The sequence below is a fragment of the Natronococcus sp. JC468 genome (assembly GCF_012163165.1).
In the GTDB taxonomy this organism is placed as follows: Archaea; Halobacteriota; Halobacteria; order Halobacteriales; family Natrialbaceae; genus Natronococcus; species Natronococcus jeotgali.
Genome location: NZ_JAAVUO010000016.1, coordinates 21028 through 39339, shown reverse-complemented (window position 1 = coordinate 39339; position 18312 = coordinate 21028). Strand labels below are relative to the sequence as shown.

22 protein-coding genes and 1 tRNA gene are annotated in these 18312 nt (G+C 65.6%); 11 read left to right on the top strand and 12 right to left on the bottom strand.

The genetic code is table 11. The annotated features are described in order from the left end of the window. Positions 1-36 precede the first annotated feature (36 nt). From GWG54_RS11240 to GWG54_RS11215, 6 genes are all read right to left on the bottom strand, one after another. Complete coding sequence (locus GWG54_RS11240) at positions 37-471, bottom strand: universal stress protein (protein WP_167937859.1); 435 nt, start codon at positions 469-471, stop codon at positions 37-39. Between the two features lie 164 nt (positions 472-635). Further along, positions 636-1226 carry a 50S ribosomal protein L15e gene (locus GWG54_RS11235; protein ID WP_167937858.1) on the bottom strand — a complete coding sequence of 197 codons (591 nt, stop codon included), beginning with the start codon at positions 1224-1226 and terminating at the stop codon, positions 636-638. 237 nt (positions 1227-1463) lie between these two features. Then, a complete protein-coding gene (locus GWG54_RS11230; RefSeq protein WP_008423861.1) occupies positions 1464-1658 on the bottom strand; it encodes a hypothetical protein in 195 nt (64 codons plus the stop codon). A gap of 449 nt (positions 1659-2107) precedes the next feature. Next, positions 2108-2857, bottom strand: coding sequence for a sugar phosphate isomerase/epimerase (locus GWG54_RS11225; protein ID WP_312854279.1), 750 nt, complete (start codon positions 2855-2857; stop codon positions 2108-2110). A gap of 83 nt (positions 2858-2940) precedes the next feature. Next, positions 2941-3477, bottom strand: a complete 537-nt coding sequence (locus tag GWG54_RS11220) for a hypothetical protein (RefSeq protein ID WP_167937857.1) — start codon at positions 3475-3477, stop codon at positions 2941-2943. A 241-nt stretch (positions 3478-3718) separates the two neighbouring features. Further along, positions 3719-4621 carry a serine/threonine-protein kinase RIO2 gene (locus tag GWG54_RS11215; protein ID WP_167937856.1) on the bottom strand — a complete coding sequence of 301 codons (903 nt, stop codon included), beginning with the start codon at positions 4619-4621 and terminating at the stop codon, positions 3719-3721. 259 nt (positions 4622-4880) lie between these two features. On the opposite strand from GWG54_RS11215, the gene GWG54_RS11210 reads away from it, so the two are divergent. Beyond that, positions 4881-5714: a biotin/lipoate A/B protein ligase family protein gene (locus tag GWG54_RS11210; protein WP_167937855.1), complete on the top strand. Its 834-nt coding sequence runs from the start codon at positions 4881-4883 to the stop codon at positions 5712-5714. Between the two features lie 105 nt (positions 5715-5819). Here the strand turns inward: GWG54_RS11210 and GWG54_RS11205 are convergent, their stop codons facing one another. After that, complete coding sequence (locus tag GWG54_RS11205) at positions 5820-5978, bottom strand: hypothetical protein (RefSeq protein WP_167937854.1); 159 nt, start codon at positions 5976-5978, stop codon at positions 5820-5822. 166 nt (positions 5979-6144) lie between these two features. On the opposite strand from GWG54_RS11205, the gene GWG54_RS11200 reads away from it, so the two are divergent. The 3 genes from GWG54_RS11200 to GWG54_RS11190 all read left to right on the top strand — a co-directional run bounded on the left by GWG54_RS11200 (position 6145) and on the right by GWG54_RS11190 (position 9182). After that, positions 6145-7017, top strand: a complete 873-nt coding sequence (locus GWG54_RS11200) for a deoxyribonuclease IV (protein WP_167937853.1) — start codon at positions 6145-6147, stop codon at positions 7015-7017. Positions 7018-7080: 63 nt separating this feature from the next. Continuing rightward, a complete protein-coding gene (locus GWG54_RS11195) occupies positions 7081-7875 on the top strand; it encodes a class I SAM-dependent methyltransferase (protein ID WP_167937852.1) in 795 nt (264 codons plus the stop codon). Positions 7876-7985: 110 nt separating this feature from the next. Continuing rightward, positions 7986-9182 carry a nitrate/nitrite transporter gene (locus GWG54_RS11190; RefSeq protein ID WP_167937851.1) on the top strand — a complete coding sequence of 399 codons (1197 nt, stop codon included), beginning with the start codon at positions 7986-7988 and terminating at the stop codon, positions 9180-9182. Here the strand turns inward: GWG54_RS11190 and GWG54_RS11185 are convergent, their stop codons facing one another. Beyond that, a complete protein-coding gene (locus tag GWG54_RS11185; RefSeq protein WP_167937850.1) occupies positions 9183-9833 on the bottom strand; it encodes a hypothetical protein in 651 nt (216 codons plus the stop codon). 73 nt (positions 9834-9906) lie between these two features. Next, positions 9907-10380 (bottom strand): DUF4442 domain-containing protein, encoded by a 474-nt coding sequence (locus GWG54_RS11180; protein ID WP_167937849.1) that lies wholly within the window; start codon positions 10378-10380, stop codon positions 9907-9909. Between the two features lie 154 nt (positions 10381-10534). On the opposite strand from GWG54_RS11180, the gene GWG54_RS11175 reads away from it, so the two are divergent. Both GWG54_RS11175 and GWG54_RS11170 read left to right on the top strand, forming a co-directional pair. Further along, on the top strand, positions 10535-11254 hold the full coding sequence (locus GWG54_RS11175; protein WP_167937848.1) for an alpha/beta hydrolase: 720 nt from the start codon (positions 10535-10537) through the stop codon (positions 11252-11254). A 57-nt stretch (positions 11255-11311) separates the two neighbouring features. Next, positions 11312-12286: a TIGR00269 family protein gene (locus GWG54_RS11170; RefSeq protein ID WP_167937847.1), complete on the top strand. Its 975-nt coding sequence runs from the start codon at positions 11312-11314 to the stop codon at positions 12284-12286. 348 nt (positions 12287-12634) lie between these two features. On the opposite strand, the gene ftsZ is transcribed toward GWG54_RS11170, so the two are convergent. The 3 genes from ftsZ to GWG54_RS11155 form a co-directional block, all read right to left on the bottom strand. Beyond that, positions 12635-13807 carry a cell division protein FtsZ gene (ftsZ, locus tag GWG54_RS11165; protein WP_167937846.1) on the bottom strand — a complete coding sequence of 391 codons (1173 nt, stop codon included), beginning with the start codon at positions 13805-13807 and terminating at the stop codon, positions 12635-12637. A gap of 2 nt (positions 13808-13809) precedes the next feature. Then, entirely contained in the window at positions 13810-13989 is a 180-nt protein-coding gene (locus tag GWG54_RS11160) for a ribbon-helix-helix domain-containing protein (RefSeq protein ID WP_008423833.1), read from the bottom strand. A gap of 199 nt (positions 13990-14188) precedes the next feature. Beyond that, positions 14189-14701, bottom strand: coding sequence for a zinc ribbon domain-containing protein (locus GWG54_RS11155; RefSeq protein WP_167937845.1), 513 nt, complete (start codon positions 14699-14701; stop codon positions 14189-14191). 114 nt (positions 14702-14815) lie between these two features. Here GWG54_RS11155 and GWG54_RS11150 point away from each other — a divergent pair. From GWG54_RS11150 to GWG54_RS11130, 5 genes are all read left to right on the top strand, one after another. Beyond that, positions 14816-14889 (top strand) — tRNA-Tyr (locus GWG54_RS11150). Positions 14890-15106: 217 nt separating this feature from the next. Then, the gene (locus GWG54_RS11145; protein WP_167937844.1) at positions 15107-15709 is read left to right on the top strand and encodes a hypothetical protein; all 603 of its coding nucleotides are present in this window, start codon (positions 15107-15109) and stop codon (positions 15707-15709) included. A gap of 670 nt (positions 15710-16379) precedes the next feature. Continuing rightward, positions 16380-16766, top strand: a complete 387-nt coding sequence (locus tag GWG54_RS11140) for a hypothetical protein (RefSeq protein ID WP_167937843.1) — start codon at positions 16380-16382, stop codon at positions 16764-16766. Positions 16767-16835: 69 nt separating this feature from the next. Then, on the top strand, positions 16836-17447 hold the full coding sequence (locus GWG54_RS11135) for a translation initiation factor IF-2 subunit beta (protein WP_167937842.1): 612 nt from the start codon (positions 16836-16838) through the stop codon (positions 17445-17447). 185 nt (positions 17448-17632) lie between these two features. Then, the gene (locus tag GWG54_RS11130; RefSeq protein WP_167937841.1) at positions 17633-18271 is read left to right on the top strand and encodes an HAD family hydrolase; all 639 of its coding nucleotides are present in this window, start codon (positions 17633-17635) and stop codon (positions 18269-18271) included. Positions 18272-18312 lie beyond the last annotated feature (41 nt).

Sequence of the window (18312 nt, the reverse complement as noted above, 5' to 3'; positions counted from 1 at the left end):
AGCAGGGGTCAGAGAGCGAAACGCTGACTGCGGGCGTCAGCGAACGATCGTCACCGGTACCGGGGAGCGCCTGGCGACGGTCTCGGCGACGCTACCTAACAGGATGCGGCTGGCGCCGGTCCGGCCGTGGCTTCCGATAACGATCTGATCGAAGTCGTTGTCCTCGGCGTAGTCGACGATCGATCGGGAGATCCCGCCGACGATCTTGTCGGTCTCGATCGTGGCGCCGAGTTCGCTGGCGTGGTCGGCCGCGTCCTCGAGGAAGTTCTCGGCTCGAGTCTCGTGGTGGTCCTGGATCTCGTCGTAGTTGGCCATCGCCCCGCCCTCGATCCCCGTCGTCGCGTAGAAGTCGCCCGGATCGAGGACGTGCAGCGCCGTCACCGTCGCCTCGGGGTGTTCCTCGAGCGCGAACTCGAGGGCCTGGGTCGAGCGGTCCGAGTCGTCGATCGGGACGAGAATTCGCTTCGCCATGCCCCGATATACGGTCTCGTTCCGGATAAGTATCCACCACGAACGCTCACGCGGATGCGATTGGTCACGAGGAACGCGGGCGTACCGGCGAACGCGTTTCGGCCGACAGGGCCGAGGCTACCGGCGATGTGGATCGAAAAATCGAGGCCGTGTTCGAACCGATGTTACTTCGCGCGGCCCCGGCCGCCCGTGTTAGACGGTCGGACCTTCTCGGCGCCCGTGCCGCGGTTGTTCAGGCCGCGGTTGTCCTTGCCGGCGTTCGTCAGCCCGCGGAACGCGCGGTTCGTGTGGGCGTCGTCGCAGATCCAGTTTAGGTCGTCGTCGTTCTCGATCGCGGGGTGGTCCGGATCCACGAGGATTGCCTCGAACCACTTCTGCGAGCCGTCCTCGCCGACCCAGTAGCTGTTGAGCACCCGCAGGTTGGGGTACTTTCGAGAGACGCGCTCCTCGCCGATGCGCTGGATGTTCTTGCGTCGGCCGATGCGGTTGACGCCCTGGCGCTTGGTTCGTCGGCCCGCCTTGTGTCGCTGCTTGCGCGCCGTCCCCTTTCGAACGGAGACTCGCACGACGATGATGCCCTGCTTGGCCTTGTAGCCGAGCTCGCGGGCCTTGTCGAGGCGAGTGGGTCGATCGATCCGCTCGATCGCGCCCTGCTTGCGCCACTCCTGTTTGCGCTGCCACTGCAGTTCACCGAGCTTGCCGTCGTCGGGGTCCTTCCACGCGTCCTTGATGTGAGAGTAGAAGCTCTTTGCCATCGTGATCACTGCGGGCGTTTCCTGGTTCAACCCAGCGGGTCGACCCCGCGGATCACATCCCGACCTGTGGACGTCACCGCCGAACAGGTGCCCGCCGGTGCCCGCGACCCAGCGAGTCGTCCCGATCTACCCAGTTCCCGAGTATAAACGCTTCGAACCGCGTCGACGGTGCGGACGCGTTCGGTTCGAATTCACGACGGACCCGCGTTCGATCGTCGGCCCCCGCTTTGGAACCGGCTACGCCGGCTCGAGCAGCTCGTACTCCTGGGAGAGATCGTCCCAGAGCCGATCGACCGATCGCATCGACTCGAGCGACTCGACCCGATCCCGCAGCTGCTCGGCCTCGGCCTCCGAGGTCATCCCCTCGCTGACCGCCTCGTCGACGACGGTCTCGAGTACGTCCCGTTGATACTCGAGTGGTGTCTCGCTCATGCCAGTTCGACACACACTACCGAGCCAGTTAGTTATGCGACCCACTATCACCGTTGCACTGTGACAATAGTTACCGGACACGGCGATCCATCGAAGCGGACGCTCTCAGCAGGCTCGAGGACCGATCGAACCCCGGTCGGGCGCGGGTCTCGAGGCCGCCGGACGTTTTCGCTGTGCAACGTTCGGCTCTCGGTCCGAGACGCTCGAGAGAAGGCCGCTCGAGGCGCCGCCGCAGGGACCTCCGAGGACGGCACCCAGTGACAGTTCGCAAAAATAAACTATTATAAACTTATTACGGGTTTACCAGCGACGGATCGGTCGCCGCGTAACTCCGGACGCTCGTCCGGCCTCGGTTTCGATGGCCGGCCTCTCGTACCGCGTGCGGACGCCGTTCCGACGGGGGCGGCCCGGCCGAACGCGGGTGGCGGGGCCACGGCCGTACTGCGGGACTACAGCTTCCCGAGAACCGCGGCGCCGCGCTCGAGCGAGGCGGCGGGTTCGCGCGGGTCGTCGTGCTCGTAGACGAGCCACTCCGCGCCGGCGTCCGCGGCGGCCTCGGCGCAAGCGCGGACGTCGACGTCACCCTCGCCGATCTCGGCGAACTCGGGGTCGCCGTCGACGCGCATATCTTTCAGGTGAACCGTCCGGATTCGACCCCGAAGCCGGCGGAGACGCTCGACGGGGTCGTCGCCGGCCGCGAGCGCCCACCCGACGTCGAGTTCGATCCCGATATCGGTCGCCTCGAGGAAGCGCTCGAAGGCCGACTCGCTCCCGAGGTCGGCGTACTCGTGGTCGTGGTTGTGGTAGGACAGCGCCCAGCCCTCGTCGGCAAGGTCGTCGGCCAGCGCCTCGAGCCGCGTCGACGTCTCCTCGACGGCCCCGGACGACTCGAACCGGTCCGGACCGAGCCATGGAACGACGACGCCGTCGATTCCGAGGGGTACGTAGGCCTCCCGGACGGCGGCGCGGTCGTCCTCGAGCGTTTCGATCCCGACGTGGGGCGGTACGACGCCGAGTCCGAGCGTTTCGAGCGCCTCGACGACGGCGTTCGGATCGTCGTGCAGCGGGGAGTACTCGCCGGCGAACTGGACGCCGTCGTACCCGGCGTCGGCGACGCGCTCGAGGACGCCGAACGTGGAATCCTCGAGTTCGCGAACGCTGTAGAGGTTGATCGCGGTCTTCGGCATGGGTCGTTCCACGCGCCCTCGGCGTAACGAACTATCGGTTCGGAGACGGCTCCGGCGCGGTGGCGTTGGCCGCCGCGAACGCCGCGCCGTCGCGGCTACTGGTCGGAGGCGGGAACCCGACGACGGATCATCTCCGGTGCGATACCGTTGACCGCCGCGAACACCGCGCCGAGGACCAGCCCGTAGACGAGGTGACCGATCGCGAACAGCAACGCGGCGAACAGCTCACCCGCGAGTCCCGGAACCGGCAGGTACGGGAGCGGAAACGCGCCGACCCCGGCTCGGGTCATCGCGACCGGAAAGATGAGCCCGCCGGCGACGAGCCCGAGCACCGTTCCGAAGACGATTCCCGCGAGGAGGTACTCCCGGAACGTGTTGACGACGTTCTGGATCGGCTGCAGCGAGATTACCGTCGCGAACGCCAGCCCGAACAGCACGCTGAGCAGCAGGTGGATCGCCCAGCCAGCGCCGACGTCCGCCGCCGGAATCGGCGCGAGCCCCCCGAGGAGCTCGATCTGATTCCCGCCGAGGGAGAGGATCAGCCCCATCGCGATGCCGCCGGCCAGCCCACCGGTGAATCCGCCGCCCCAGCGACCGACGCCGTCGATTGTTTGGGAGGTATTGACTGCCATAGTAGAACTACGGCCTCCTGACAAAATAAGCCTGCGGTAGTTCTTCCGGAGCAACAGTCTTTACGTCTGATAATATCTGATCGAGTCCGTTCGACCCGCTTCCTATACCGAGATGGCATTTACGGTCGACTCGAGGCGGATCCGAGCGGCGTCGACGGCGGATCGACGACCGCTCGTTCGGCGGTGTTTCGAACGCCCGCGATCCGTCGGTGCCGTGGGTAAACCGAAGCGGCGTGCGCCGTCACTCGCGGATCGATTCGAAGGAGCCGTCGGCGATCGACTCGGCCAGGTCGTCGCTCGAGAGGTCGTCGGGAACCCGTCGGGGGTACTTGCGTCGGAAGTAGCCGAGCAGGTTCTCCAGATCCCGCTCGAGGAACTCCTCGGCGTTGGCGTGATCGGTCGGCACCGCCTGGGGCCAGTCGAACACCTTCACACCCCCTTCGTTGACGAAGACGTTGTACTCGCTCATGTCGGCGTGGACGTACCCCGCCTCGTACGCGCCGGCGACCTCGCCGACGAGCAGATCGAGGACGCCCAGCACCTGGTCGGCTTCGAGTTTCGCCCGCGAGAGCTCGACCCCGTCCATCTTCTCCATCACGATCGCGTGACGGTTCTGATCGATCGGACGGGGAACGGCGACGTCGGGGTACAGTTCCTCGAGGATCTCGTGTTCGCGCTCGGCCGCCTTGCGCGCGGTGTACATCCAGGAGACGTGCTCCTTGTCCGAGGTGTAGTCGCGTTCCTTGTGGACCTCCCGGAAGTTCGTGTACCCCTCGCGGTGGTACTTCAGCGCCAGGGGCTTGTAGGAGCGAACCTCGTAGACGTCGCTTTCCTTGCCGACCCCCAGCGGCGAGCCGAACTCGCCGATCGTCTCCCGTTCGACGAGCGTCCGCAACGCGAGCGCATCGTACCCCTCGAACTGGAGGGTGTACCCCTCGTACTGGATCGTCTTCTTCTCGACGAGCCCGCGCTTGAGACAGCGCTCGAGGCGGTAATCGACCTCCTCTTCGGTCAGACTGGCGAACTTCGGGAGCTTCTCCCGCTGGACCCACTCCGAGAAGCGCATTCCCTGCTCCACGCCCGAGAGGAGATAGAAGTCCTCTTCCTCGAGCTCCGGCAGTAACTCGGCGACGTTCCGCACCATGTCCCGAAGCTACCCGTTCGGCACGTAAAAACGTCGTGACAACGGCTACGCGGGCCGATCCGGACGCGCCGTCGTCTCGACGGGGCACCGACACGGCCCGTCGGTAAATCGCTAGTAGCGATACGAAACTATAGTAGCCACTGAAAGTCAGTGCGCACCCGATCGCACGACTACTGTGCGATCGGTGTGCAAACCGTTTCAGTTGTTACTATAACGCGTCGTCGGAATCGCTTTCCGCCTCGCCGTCCTGCGCTCGAGCATGACCGCGCTTGCCGACCGCGACTGGCGGCTCATCGCCGACGATGCTCGCGAGGGGGCGACCCAGATGGCCCTCGAGGAGGTCGCCGGCCGAACCGCGATCGAGGACGACCTCCGAACCGTTCGCGTCTACTCGTGGGAGCCGAGCACGCTCTCGCTTGGCTACCGACAGGATCCCGACTCGGTCGACTGGGAGTACTGCGAGCGGGCGGGGATCGACGTCACCCGCAGACAGACCGGGGGCGGAGGGATCTACCACGACCGGTACGCCGACATCTCCTACACGATCGTCGCGCCGGCCGACGAGGTGCCCGGCGACCTGATGGACTGCTACGCGCTGTTTTGTGAGCCGATCCTCGAGGCGTTCGACCGCATGGGGATCGACGCCGACTTCGCGGGCGCCGAGCAGGCGTCGATCTACTACCCCTCCTGTTACCTGCGGGATATCAACCCGGCTCACGACGTAGTCGCGCCCGCGAGCGCGGGAGCGGACGCGAAGAAACTCAGCGGCAACGCTCAGTACCGCCGACGGGACGTCGTGATCCAGCACGGGTCGCTGTCGTACGACCTCGAGCCCGACCACCACGTCGACGTCTTCGACACCGACGTCACTGCCGACACGTTCGTCGATCGCGTGACCAGCGTTCGCGAGCAGACCAGTCTCGACCGCGAAACCGCCGTCGAGACCGTCGCCGACTCCTTGCAGGAGTGGTGTGGAGCGACCGACGGCGAGTGGCGCGAGGACGAACTCGAGGCGGCCCGCGACCTCGCCGACCGGAAGTACGGCGCGGACGCCTGGGTTCGCGAACGCGAGGTCCTCGAGGACGGACGGTAGGACGCGAGTCCGTTCGCGAACGGAGCGTCGAAACTCTCGCCAGTCGGGCAGTGCGGATAAACGGCGGGACGAGTGGGGGACGGCTACGGACAGCGGACAGCCCCCTCACGGCCCGAACAGGAGGACGTAGAAAAACAGCGCGGCAGCGGTACCGAGCGCGGCGTGCCCGGCGATACCCGCGGCCAGCGCGAGCCCGCCCGCGGCGCGGACGATCGGTCGGATCGGTGCTCCGAGGTGCCGTCGTTCGACGTCGGCGATCGTCATTGTGATTCCCCTCGTCTTGCAGTTGGGAACGAACGGGTACAAAATATCGAGTTAATTCTCAGAACCTCGGAGTACGGACCCGACCTATGGGGCCTCCGATCGAACTCCGAAGGGTCGGTCCGGCGACTCCGAAGTACCTATCACCGGGCGATACCCACTCTCGGCCATGAAGGTCGGCGCACACGTCTCGATCTCCGGCTCGCGCGTCTCCTCCGACGACGAAACGCCCCCCTACGACGATGTCCGCAATGCAGTCCACCGCCAGCGCGCATTCGGCGGCAACTGCGGGCAGATCTTCACGACCTCGCCGCAGGTCTGGGCCAAACCCGAGATCAGCGACGAGGCCGCGGCGGGCTTTCGCGAGGAGAGCGACGACCTGCTCGAGGGACCGTGGGTGATCCACTCCTCGTACCTCGTCAACCTCTGTACGCCCAAGGACGACCTCCGCCGGAAGTCCAAAGAGAGCATGCAGGCCGAACTCGACGCCGCGGAGAAGCTGGGGATTCCGTACGTAAACGTCCACCTCGGCGCGCATACGGGCGCCGGCGTCGAAGGCGGGCTCGACAACGCTGCGAGCGTCATCGACGACCTCGAGGTTCCCGAAGACGTGCAAATTCTCATCGAGTCCGACGCGGGTAGCGGCACCAAGCTGGGCGGGGAGTTCGCCCACCTCGCGGGGATCATCGACCGCACGGACGAGGAGATCGGCATCTGCATCGACACCGCCCACACCCTGGTCGCGGGCAACGACCTCACCACGCCCGAGGCCGTCGACGAGACCGTCTCCCGGTTCGACGACGAGGTCGGCCTCGAACACCTCGAGTACGTCCACCTCAACGACTCGAAACACGACGTCGGCACCCACAAGGACGAACACGCCCTCATCGGCGAGGGCTATATCGGCGAGGACGGCATGCGCGCGATCGTCAACCACCCCGACCTGCGCGAGCTGCCGTTCGCGCTCGAGACGCCGACCGAGGACGGGAAGGGCTTCGCCTGGAACATCGAGAAGACGAGGGAACTCCGAGACGACACGTAAACGCACGGTTCGGCGTCGCTCGGAACCGACCCGCTTTTACTCCCGCTGGCAATACGAGGAGCCGTGCGCGAGTTCTCCGAAGACTACCTCGAGCGGACCCGCGAGGGGATGTGGGACGACTCCCGGCGAGCGCTCGAGCCCCTCGCGCTCGGCTCCCGCGAGCGCGTCCTCGACGTCGGCTGTGGCACCGGCGAGCTGAGCCGCGTCCTCGCCGCGGAGGCGGCGGGCGAGGTCGTGGGCTGTGACGCCGACCCCGCGTTGCTCGAGCAGGCTCGCGAGCACGTTCCGGTCGTCGCGGGCGACGCCCTCCGCTTGCCGTTTCCCGACGACGCCTTCGACCTCGTCGTCTGTCAGGCGCTGTTGATCAACCTGCCCGATCCCGAGACGGCGATCCGGGAGTTCGCCCGTGTCTCGAGCGATCTCGTCGCTGCGGTCGAGCCCGACAACGGCGCCGTCGACGTCGACTCGAGCGTCCCCTCGGAGGAGCGACTCGAGGATCGGGCGCGACGGGCCTACCTCGACGGGGTCGGAACCGACGTCGCGCTCGGCGCCGACGCCCGCGACGCCTTCGACGAGGCGGGGCTCGAGGTGCTCGAGACGCGCCGCTACGACCACGAGCGGACGATCGAGCCGCCCTACGGCGACGCGGCGCTGACGACCGCCCAGCGAAAGGCGACGGGCGCCGGGCTGGCCGACGACCGGGAGACGATGCTCGCGGGCGAAATGAGCGGCGAGGAGTACGACGCCCTCCGCAGCGAGTGGCGATCGATGGGACGGGACGTGATCGAACAGATGGAGGATCGCTCCTACCGGCGCCGCGAGGAGATCCCGTTTTTCGTCACCGTCGGTCGGGCGTGATCGGCCCCGGGCTCGAGAGCCGGACGGGAGTCCGTTGTGACGATCGCCGTCCGATAACAAGACTGAAGAGCGCGACCGAAAACCCGTAGACTGGGTGACGATCTCGGTTCGTGCGCTACCTTACGAACGCGAAACGCGCGGTCGCCGACCTCCGGAGCGGCGGACGCGGGAAGATCCTGCTCGCCGTCGCCTTCGGCTGGTTTCTGTCGATCAGCGTTCGGATGATCTACCCGGCGTTGCTGCCCCACATCCGCGGGGCGTACGATCTCACGCTCACGACCGCGGGATTTCTCCTGACGGTCCTCTGGATCGCGTACGCGGCGGGACAGCTCCCCGGCGGCATCCTCGCGGACTGGACCGGCGAGCGTCCGCTGTTGATCGCCAGCTCCCTCCTCGCGGCGACGATGCTCGCGCTCGTTGTCGTCGCGGAGTCGGCGATCGTGCTGTTCCTCGCGACGGCGCTGTTCGGACTCGGAACCGCCCTGTACGGCGTCTCGAGGTTCACCATACTCGACAAGATCTACTCCGACCAGCTCGGGACGGCCACGGGCGCCACGATGGCCGCCGGCGACGTCGGGAACGCGGTGATGCCGCCGGCGGCCGGGTCCCTCGCGGTCGCGGTCGGCTGGCAGTACGGGTTCGGGTTCGCCGTACCGCTGTTCGTGCTCGCCGCGGTCGGGCTCTGGCGGACGCTCCCGAGACGAGAGTCGGCGACGGGGCCGCTACGCGAGGCGCTCTCGCTCGAGGACGTCGTCCCGAGCCTCTCCCATCCGGCGGTGTTCCGAGGAACCATGCTGCTCGTGTTGTGGGCCGTGATCATCCAAGCGTTCATGGGCTTTTACCCGACGTACCTGGTCGACGAAAAGGGCCTCTCCTCGCAGGCCTCGACCGCGCTGTTCGGCTTCTTCTTCGCGCTGGGGATCCTGATGAAGCCGATCGCGGGACGGGCCTACGACAGCGTCGGCGTCCGGATCCCGTTGCTGGCGCTCGTGAGTTCGGCCGGGCTGGCACTCGTCGCGCTCCCGGTCGCGGGGGAGCCGTGGCTGTTCGTCCCGCTGACCGTTCTCGCGAGCACGCTCCTCGGATTCGAGACGATCGTCATCTCCGATCTCACCAGCCGACTGCCGGACGGAACCCGGGGGACGAGCCTGGGTGCCCTCCGCACGGTCTACCTCGCGCTCGGCGCGATGAGCCCGGTCGTCTTCGGGGCGATCGCTGACCGGGGGTACTTCGACGAGGCCTTCCTCGTCATCGGTGCCCTCGCCGGCGTCATCCTGCTCGTCGTGTTCGCTTCGATCGATTACTGATCAAACGACGTCGCCCCGCACCGTCGCCCCCTCCTGTTGCTCACGCCAGGCGTGGACCTCTCGGGCGGCCTCGCTGGCCTCCGTCTCGTCCATTCCGAGCATCTCGAGGGCGGCCGACAGCGTCGGCAGGGCGAGCTCGCTCTCCCGAAGCTTGCGAAACGCCTCGTCGCTTCTCGTGCCGTCGACCCAGAGACACACCCCGCGGGGATCGAGCAGCCGGGTGTAGTCCTCCCGGAGTTTCGCGCCGCGTAACCGCTGAGTGACGTTGTCCTCGAAGCCGGCGTTACAGACCTCGAGGTGGATCGGCTCGTCCTCGCCGAGCAACTGGGCGGCCAGACACTTCTCGGGGGCGGCGTGGCCGTTGGCGTTCGCCCAGAGGTACTCGGGATACTCGGCGGCCCAGTCGGCCCGAACCGACTGGCCGACGCCCTCGATCCCGTACTCCTCGCCGACGTCCGTCGACTGGCTGTCGTCGCGCATCAGCACGTCCTTCGTGAGGTAGACATCGAGCCGCTCAACGGGGTCGAGCCCGAGCGCGACGTCGCCGAACGCCCAAATTTCACGGACGGGAACGGGCGTGCGCTCGCGTTCGACGGTCTCGACCAGCGTCTCCAGCCGGTCGACCGCGGCCTCGCGGGAAAACTCGCTCATGGCGGGGAGTCGGCCCTCGAGTCGCAAAACGGTTTCTCAGTTCGGACTCACGGACTCGAGTCCGTCGCGGACGTCAGGCCGCCTTCTCCCCGTCGGTCGTCACGTACACCGTATTGCGAACCGTCGCGTGGACGGTTCCCTCGCCGTCGACGAGGTCGACGGTGTAGTGGCGGTCGACGGACTCCGTCCCCTCGGTCGCCAGCTCGGCTTCGATCGCCGCGATCTCCTCGTCGGTGATTGTACATCGCGCGTACAGCGTCTTCCGACCCGGTTTCTTGAACCGGATCTCCGCTTCCTTGTCCCAGACGACGTACTCGTCGCCGAGATTTTTGAGGAGCATCATCATGTAGAACGGGTCGACCGCGGCGTACATGCTACCCCCGAAGGTCGTCCCGACGTAGTTCCTCGTGCGCCAGTTTAGCGGCAGTTTCACCCGAACCTCCTGCCAGTCCGGTGCGATGTACGTGACTCGGCCGCCCGTCCGACGGTAGGCCGGAAAGAGGTTGAATCCGAGGCGGTAGAGCCGCGAGCGAAGCGCGTCGAGCATACGCCCACTCGAGGACGCCGCGTGAAAGCCGTTAGCAAACGCATGGCCCGTGTCCGACGGTTGTCGACAGCGAGTCGGAGCGACCGCCGGCCCGCTGACGGGCGGGTCGTGTCAAGAGCGCAGATTTTTACCCGTACCCGGCGAAGGGAAGCGTATGCGACACCGCGTCTTCAACGAGGACGGCGGCGAGGAGCTCGTCTTCGTCATGGGCTGGGGCAACCGCTGGACCCACGAGAACGTCAGCTGGCTGATCGGGAAGCTGACCGACGCCGACTACCGGGTCCACGCCTTCGAGCTCCCGACGAACATCGACGACTTCAAAGCCGACTGGCTCGAGCCCATCGCGGAGTACGTCCGCGACTTAGAGGAGTACCAGCTGCTCGGCCACAGCGCGGGCGCGCTCATCGCCCAGGCGTTAGACGGCGCGGACAACCACGTCTACCTGAGCCCGTTCTGGGGGTACGGCGAGCGCTACTCGGAGCCGCTGCTCGAGGCCGCGTCTCGAATCCCGACGACGTTTCCCTGTCTTCCCGCCGGCGAGATGGACCGAACCGCACTCGGCGAGGAGGCGACCGACCACCAGCTCGCGACGACCCCGAAGTGGGTGTCGCCGGCGTTCGTCCGCGAGACGCGCCACGCCCAGGCGGAACTGCTGACGATCGACCACGACGCCGTCGTCTTCTGCTCGCTGACCGATCCCGTCATCAGCCTCCGCCCGATCGGCGAGCGAGTCCCCGCCGAGCACGTCGTGTTGTACGACGGCGGCCACGAGCTGTTCTCCTCGCCGGGCCGCGAACGGTACGTCGACCTGCTGCTCGAGGCCCTCGCCGAGGGCGCCGCGGCGGTCGAGACCCGGGAGACGGTCCCGGCCTGACGTCTCGGACGGCACGGAGGCGAAACCGACATACGCGCGCGTCGGTAACTGCCGCCGATGGATTGTACCCGGTGTGACGAGGAGGCGATCATGCACGCGGCCTACTCGGGGGCACACCTCTGTCAGCACCACTTTCGGGAATCGGTCGAGAAGCGGGTGCGCCGACGGGTGCGTCGGGACGACCTCGTCCCGCAGGACGCGACGCCCGAGGATCCGCTGACGTGGGTGATCGGCCTCTCGGGCGGGAAAGACAGCGTCGTCCTCACGCGGATCCTCCACGACACGTTCGCCGAAGACCCCCGCATCGAGCTCGTCGGGCTGACGATTCACGAGGGGATCGAGGGCTACCGCGACGAGTCGGTCGAGGCCTGCGTCGAGCTTACCGACGAACTCGAGATACGCCACGAGCTCGTCAGCTACGAGGAGGAGTTCGGGATCCGGATGGACGACGTCGTCGAGGACGACCCCGAGAACATGGCCGCCTGCGCCTACTGCGGCGTCTTTCGGCGAGACCTGCTCTCGACCTACGCGGAGGACCTGGGGGCCGATCTGCTGCTGACGGGCCACAACCTCGACGACGAGGCCCAGACCGCGCTGATGAACTTCCTCGAGGGCGACGTCGCCCAGATCGCCAAACACTTCGATGCAAGCCTGGGACCGCTCTCGGAGCGGGGCGAGCAGTCGGAGTTCGTCCCGCGGGCGAAACCGCTGCGGGACGTCCCGGAGAAGGAGGTCGCCCTGTACGCCCACGTCGAGGACCTCCCCGCCCACATCACGGAGTGTCCCCACGCCAGCGAGGCCTACCGCGGCGAGATCCAGCAGCTACTGTACGATCTCGAGGAGAACCACCCCGGAACCCGCCACTCGATCCTCTCGGGGTACGAGGAGCTGGCCGAGATCGTTGCCGACGACCGCACAGGCGACGCCGAGGACGACGGCGACGGACCGGACCTCCGGGAGTGTGCCGAGTGCGGCTCGACCACCACCCGGGAGATCTGCCGAAAGTGCTCGCTGCTCGAGTCGCTGGCCTGAACGAGAGCCCGAACGGCGACCGTAAGACGACACTCGACTACCGCTCGGATCGCGAGTCGGGTTTGTCGACGACCTCGCCTCGGGCTGGCTCAGCCGTGTCCTCGAGTCCGACGTCGTCACTCGGGTTCGGTACTGCTCGGAAAAGGATCCGCGGAACCGGCGGGTGTGGTGTGTCAGGTGCCGGCGCCGTGTCCGCGGCCGCGTCGATCGTCGCGGCGACCAGTTGGTGGTGTGTCGATCGTGGCCACCGCGTCGAACGATCGCCTCCGCGATCGCACCGTGGTGTGTCGGGTCGGTGCGGTCGCGCGTCGCCGTCAGGTCCGACCGCGGTGTGTCGGGTACGTCGGACTACCGGATGACGTCGACGCCGTTCTGGCGCTCGAGTTCGTTCCGGCCGCCGTCGCTTTTCGCGCCGTGTTTGACGTTGTTGCTCGCGTCGAAGTCGCCGTCGCTGGCGCCCTCGAGGCTGGCGCGGGAGCGGTCGGCTTGCTTCTGGGTCGACGGGCCGAGCACCTGCGCGCTCTGGACCCCGGTCATGATCGCCATGACCCGCACCTTGCCCTTGTAGTTCTCCTGAATCCGGGCGCCCCAGATCACGTTGGCCGAGGCCTCGAGGCGCTCGGTGATGTTGTCGGCGATGCCCTCGGCCTCTTTCAGCGTGAGGTCGGGGCCGCCGGTGATGTGGACCAGCCCGCCGCTCGCGCCTCGGTAGTCGACGTCCAGCAGCGGGTGGTTCATGGCGTCCTTGACGACCTCGTCGGTCTTGTTCTTGTCCTGGGTCTCGCCGACCAACATTACGGCGACGCCGCCCTGGTTCATGATCGTGGACATGTCGGCGTAGTCCAGGTTGATCAGCGACGGCTGGGTGATCGTCTCGGAGATCCCCTTGACGGTCTCGGCGATGATCTGGTCCATCACCGAGAACGCCTTGCCGATCGGGAGGTTCGGGACGTAATCGAGCAGGCGGTTGTTGTCGAGCACGATGATCGAGTCGGCCTCGTTGCGCAGCTTCTCGAGGCCCTCCTCGGCTTTCACCGTGCGGGCGCGCTCGACGTTAAAGGGCGTCGAGACCATCCCGACGACGATGGCGCCCTGCTCCTTGGCGATCTTCGAGACGACAGGCGCGGCGCCGGTACCGGTTCCGCCACCCATACCGGCGGTGACGAACACGAGGTCCGCGTCGCCGAGCACTTCCTTGATCGTGCTCTGGGCCATCTCGGTCGCGCGCTCGCCCATCGACGGATCGCCGCCGGCACCGAGCCCGTTGGTGAGGGACTTGCCCACCAGGATCTTGGTGTCGGCTTCGATCATCTTCAGGTGCTGTTTGTCCGTGTTGATCGCCACGGTCTCGGCGCCGTCGACGCCGATGTTGTACAGCCGGTTGATGGTGTTGTTGCCGGCGCCGCCACAGCCGACGATGACGATCCGGGGCTCGCCGAACTCGTCGCCGTCCATCTCGGCTTCCATCTCTCGGGCCTCTTCCTCGGCGTTCTCGAGGGCGTCTTGAACGATATCCTGCATCGTTACACCTTGGCCCAGTTGCGCTTGCCGCCCTGTTCGGTCCGACCGTCGGACTGTTCGTTGACCATCTCGCGGACGGCCGACCGAATCGCCTCGCTTCGGTTCGGGAACTCGCCCGAATCGACCAGTCGTTCGACCTCCTCGATCTGCTGTTTCGGAATTCGCAGTGTCACACGCTCCATTGTTGTATTCCCCGTTGGGGGTAAGACGGGGTGCGCCCCTGTCAGACGCACCGTGTCTTACGCCAGAGCCGCCCGACATCGGGCGGTTTTCGGCGTTCGTCGCCGGGTGTAAGACAACCGTCTTACGCGACTAATAGCGAGACTGTCGAACATATTAAAACTTTCGTCAGACACGAGCGTCTGTGTATTACACCAGTCCTTATCGCGAGTCGAGCACGTCGGCGGCGGGCGTCCGGCGGCCACAGCTCGGACAGAACGACCAGTCCGAGCGGAGCTCGTCGCCGCAGTCACAGAACAGCCGCCGGGCGGTTTTCTCGCCACAGTTCGGGCAGTAGACGTGATCGGCGTCGACGCCCTCGCCGCACTGCGCGCAGTTGCGCTCGGTCTCACGTTCCGCGGTCGGATCGGTGTCGGACACTGCCGACGCGCGCGCCTTGGTACCGCTCGTGCCGTCCTCGAGCGAGATCGTCACGTTGACGTCCTGTCCACGCTCCGCCGCGGTCCGACGCTCGGCGAGTCGCTCCGTGAGGAGGTCGTCGACGCGCTCGCGGACGAGGTCGTCGATCGCCGTCTCGCCCGTCCGCTCGGGCGAGTCCGACGACTCCTCGAGGTACGCCCGCAGGGCCTCGCGCATGGCCTCGCTCTTGGAGGTCTCGAGCTCCTCGAGACGGGCAACGAGGTCGTCGTCCGCGCGGAACGTGATCTTGCTCATCCTCTCAGATGCCCCGTTGTTATCCCACCTATATCAATTATCTGGTGGGGCGCCTCGGCGACCGTCCCGAATGATAACCCTTATATTTGCCTCGGCGATTACGTTGAGGTGCGCCCGCCCTTAGCTCAGACTGGTAGAGCAGTCGACTGTAGATCGACTTGCCCCCCGTTCAAATCGGGGAGGGCGGACTGGTTTTCCGCGAACCGTCGAACGAAGTGAGACCGTGAAGGGAAAGCATGTCCAACTCTTGTGAGGACTGGCCTATTATGGAGACCTACTTGGAGATCAGAGAGAGGATTCGGGATTCTATTGACGCCTTCCTCATACGACTCCATGGCTTTGAGAGCAGGCTTGAACAGGAATATGAAGTAGATTTATCACCAGCAAATCTTATCTTGACTGGCAATGAGTGCAATAAATTCCATCTTGGCTGATATGAGTGCGATTGCAAATCAATCTATAGGAGTAGCGTTGACTCTAATATTCGCATATTTAGGATGGCGAGCTTCTGCAATACCCGGCGAAACCGATCGAATCAGAAATGTACGAGAGAGGTTTGGAGAGACCGGTAATATCACTTCCTTCTACGCTTTCCGACTTTTGAGAATACAAGTAATCGAGCGAGAGGGGTTCTTGATGAAAGCTGCAAAATACATACCGCCTTTTCCCTATCAGGGTAGAGCAAGCGTATATCTGAGGTTTAACTCCTATGAAGACGCTGGCTTCCCAAGGATTGCTTCGGTGGATCAAATCACAGACCATCCCGATTACAATGGAGAATACCACATAGCCCGAATGACAAAAAATGACTATGGAGATCCCTCTGTTGACATAACTCTTGCAATTGAAACGGGTGACCCAAAAAATACACGGATCCATTCAACATCTTTCTGGCATTCTTCTGGATATAGTGAACAAAGCTCTCCACCAAATGATTACTACAATCCTGACTATTCTTGGAGCGTGGGAGAGGACAAAACCACTGAGGTAGAAGAAGGTGTTCAGTAGAAGATCCAGCTATCCCCGATAGGCTTTGAATCGCTCATCTCGCTCGAGATAAGATATGGTCGAGTAGCCCCTCGTCAGCCATATCGAACTCTTCCGAAACCTCCTCGAATGAGACGACTGGATTGTCCCAGTTGCTCGTCTGCTTGATAACCCATTCCTCGATCTCGGTTCCATAGCGGTATAGCACGTGTCCTTCCGCGCGGTCGCCTCACGACGTTCGTAGTGGCCGTGTTACAGCGCACCGTCTCGCTAACGAGGATCGATCGCTCGTATCCGATCGGTTGAACGCGAGCGAGGATGTCAAGTCGACTAAATCCAACGGCGAAACGTGCGGGAACTCACTACGGGGAGGGCAGACTTCTTCTCGAGCCGATTCGTAGCTGACTGTAGCTCGACCTGTCCCGCGTGGCGACCGCCGCGGCTCGCTTCTCGAGGGACTCGTACCTCGCGACGCTCGAGCGGTCGGTCGAGCGCGCGGCCCCGCCTTTCGCGGGAGCCGAACTGTTTATCCTGATATCTTATATATCAGGACGAGGGACTGTCGTTGGGGTAGGTGGTGGTCACGACACCGCGGCCGGAGCGACGGTCGCGAACGGATGTGGAGCCGTTCTCGCGTCGGCCCGCCCTCGCCGGCCGACCGCTTTTGGTCGGGCCCGTTTTACCGCACGCTATGAGCGACGACGGACCGAGTCGCGACCGCGCACAGGATCGGGCCGAGAAACGCAAGTCCGAACGCGCCGACGGCCCCGAGGCGATCCTCGAGGAGGTCGAGCGCGACCTGGGCTCGCTCGAGTACCCCGTCTCGAGCGAGGAGCTGGCGACGGAGTACAGCAGCGAGCCGATCGACATGCCCAACGAGACCGAGTCGCTTGGCAGCGTCTTCGATCGGCTGGCGGGCGAGCAGTACGACTCGCCGGAGGCGGTTCGCGAGGCCGTCTACGGCGAGATCACGGGCGAGGCCGGCGACGTCCACGAGGCCAACCCCGAGCGCGACCTGGAGGAACTCGATGACGAGAGCCAGGGATCGGTCAGCGAGAGCGGCGGCGACGCCCTCTGAGAGCCGGATTTTTCGGCGCCGTCCCCCGAGAGCAGAACCGATTTACGTCAGCGCCGTTTTGCCTCGGGTATGGATTACGAGTCGAGTCTCGGTCGAGCGATGGACGAAGTTCCGGACATCGGCGGCGACGAAAGCCGCCTCGAGATTCCGGACCCGAACGCCCAGAAGGACGGCGCGTTTACGCGGTTTACGAACCTCGGCGACATCGCCGACGTCCTCTCGCGCGAGGACGAACACCTCCACCGGTTCATCCAGCGCGAGCTGGGGACCAGCGGCAAGTTCGACAACGGCCGCGCCCGGTACAACGGGAGCTTCTCCGAGCAGGACTTCAGCGCGGCGGTCGACGCCTACGTCGACGAGTACGTACTCTGTTCGGAGTGTGGCCTCCCCGACACCCGCCTCGTCCGGGAGAACCGCACCCCGATGTTGCGCTGTGACGCCTGCGGCGCGTTCCGACCCGTGACCAAGCGCTCGGCCAGCAGCCAGCAGCAACAACAGCAGGACGCGGTCGAGGAGGGCCAGACCTACACCGTCGAGATCACCGGAACGGGCCGAAAGGGCGACGGCGTCGCGGAGAAGGGCAACTACACGATCTTCGTCCCCGGCGCCGAGGAGGGCGACGTCGTCGACATCTATATCAAGAACATCTCCGGAAACCTGGCGTTCGCTCGACTCGACTGAACCGCGTCGCCTGACGGGTTTTCTCGCCGATTTCGGCCTCGCGGTAGCGTGTGCGTTCCGCTCGAGGAGTCCGAACGCCGTCCGAATAACGGTTCGCGCGCCCGCGGAAGCCGGAGCCGTCGCGGATCCGGGCCGGACGCCCGCCGACCGCGAGAGTAAAGTCAGCTTGTGCTAGTTACGCGAACGTGGCAGTCTCGTTCGACCTCTTCGGTACGCTCGTCGACGTCGACCAGCCCGCGGCGCCAGCCGATGCCGTCGCCGACGAACTCGCGGCTCGAGACATCGACGTGCCCGCGGACTGGGCCGACGCCTACACGAGTCCGCACGTCGATCCACCCGAGCACGCGGAGGTACCGCTTCCGGCCCACGTCAGCCGCGCCCTCGCGAGCCGCGGGGTCGAGTTCGAGAACAACGTCGTCAGACGCGCGGTCGTCGCGGCGTTCGACCCCGTCGTCGAGACCCGCGAGGGGGCGCTCGAGGCCGTCGCGGCCGCCCGCGACCGCGGTCCCGTGGCGATCTGCTCGAACTGCAGCGTCCCCGAACTTGTCGCCCGGACGCTCATCCGTGCCGACCTCGAGCGGGACGGGTTCGACGCGACCGTGACCAGCGTCGCCTGCGGCTGGCGCAAACCCGCTCCCGAAATCTTCGAGCTGACCGCCACCGAGCTCGGGGTCTCGCCGTCGGAACTGGTCCACGTCGGCGACGACCCCCGAACCGACGGCGGGATCGAGGCCGTCGGCGGTACTGCAATCCTGCTCGAGGACGTCCCCCTTCCCGAGGTTCCCGAGGCGCTGGCGAGCCTCGAGGGAGGTGTCGAACCGTGACCGCGAGCACGAACGCGACCGCGAACGACGCGCGAACGAAC

Excerpts from the sequence above, each read along its gene's own strand:
- GWG54_RS11240 (WP_167937859.1), bottom strand. The coding sequence starts at position 471 with ATGGCGAAGCGAATTCTCGTCCCGATCGACGACTCGGACCGCTCGACC.
- GWG54_RS11235 (WP_167937858.1), bottom strand. The coding sequence starts at position 1,226 with ATGGCAAAGAGCTTCTACTCTCACATCAAGGACGCGTGGAAGGACCCC.
- GWG54_RS11230 (WP_008423861.1), bottom strand. The coding sequence starts at position 1,658 with ATGAGCGAGACACCACTCGAGTATCAACGGGACGTACTCGAGACCGTC.
- GWG54_RS11220 (WP_167937857.1), bottom strand. The coding sequence starts at position 3,477 with ATGGCAGTCAATACCTCCCAAACAATCGACGGCGTCGGTCGCTGGGGC.
- GWG54_RS11215 (WP_167937856.1), bottom strand. The coding sequence starts at position 4,621 with ATGGTGCGGAACGTCGCCGAGTTACTGCCGGAGCTCGAGGAAGAGGAC.
- GWG54_RS11210 (WP_167937855.1), top strand. The coding sequence starts at position 4,881 with ATGACCGCGCTTGCCGACCGCGACTGGCGGCTCATCGCCGACGATGCT.
- GWG54_RS11205 (WP_167937854.1), bottom strand. The coding sequence starts at position 5,978 with ATGACGATCGCCGACGTCGAACGACGGCACCTCGGAGCACCGATCCGA.
- GWG54_RS11200 (WP_167937853.1), top strand. The coding sequence starts at position 6,145 with ATGAAGGTCGGCGCACACGTCTCGATCTCCGGCTCGCGCGTCTCCTCC.
- GWG54_RS11185 (WP_167937850.1), bottom strand. The coding sequence starts at position 9,833 with ATGAGCGAGTTTTCCCGCGAGGCCGCGGTCGACCGGCTGGAGACGCTG.
- GWG54_RS11180 (WP_167937849.1), bottom strand. The coding sequence starts at position 10,380 with ATGCTCGACGCGCTTCGCTCGCGGCTCTACCGCCTCGGATTCAACCTC.
- GWG54_RS11175 (WP_167937848.1), top strand. The coding sequence starts at position 10,535 with ATGCGACACCGCGTCTTCAACGAGGACGGCGGCGAGGAGCTCGTCTTC.
- GWG54_RS11170 (WP_167937847.1), top strand. The coding sequence starts at position 11,312 with ATGGATTGTACCCGGTGTGACGAGGAGGCGATCATGCACGCGGCCTAC.
- ftsZ (WP_167937846.1), bottom strand. The coding sequence starts at position 13,807 with ATGCAGGATATCGTTCAAGACGCCCTCGAGAACGCCGAGGAAGAGGCC.
- GWG54_RS11160 (WP_008423833.1), bottom strand. The coding sequence starts at position 13,989 with ATGGAGCGTGTGACACTGCGAATTCCGAAACAGCAGATCGAGGAGGTC.
- GWG54_RS11155 (WP_167937845.1), bottom strand. The coding sequence starts at position 14,701 with ATGAGCAAGATCACGTTCCGCGCGGACGACGACCTCGTTGCCCGTCTC.
- GWG54_RS11145 (WP_167937844.1), top strand. The coding sequence starts at position 15,107 with ATGAGTGCAATAAATTCCATCTTGGCTGATATGAGTGCGATTGCAAAT.
- GWG54_RS11140 (WP_167937843.1), top strand. The coding sequence starts at position 16,380 with ATGAGCGACGACGGACCGAGTCGCGACCGCGCACAGGATCGGGCCGAG.
- GWG54_RS11135 (WP_167937842.1), top strand. The coding sequence starts at position 16,836 with ATGGATTACGAGTCGAGTCTCGGTCGAGCGATGGACGAAGTTCCGGAC.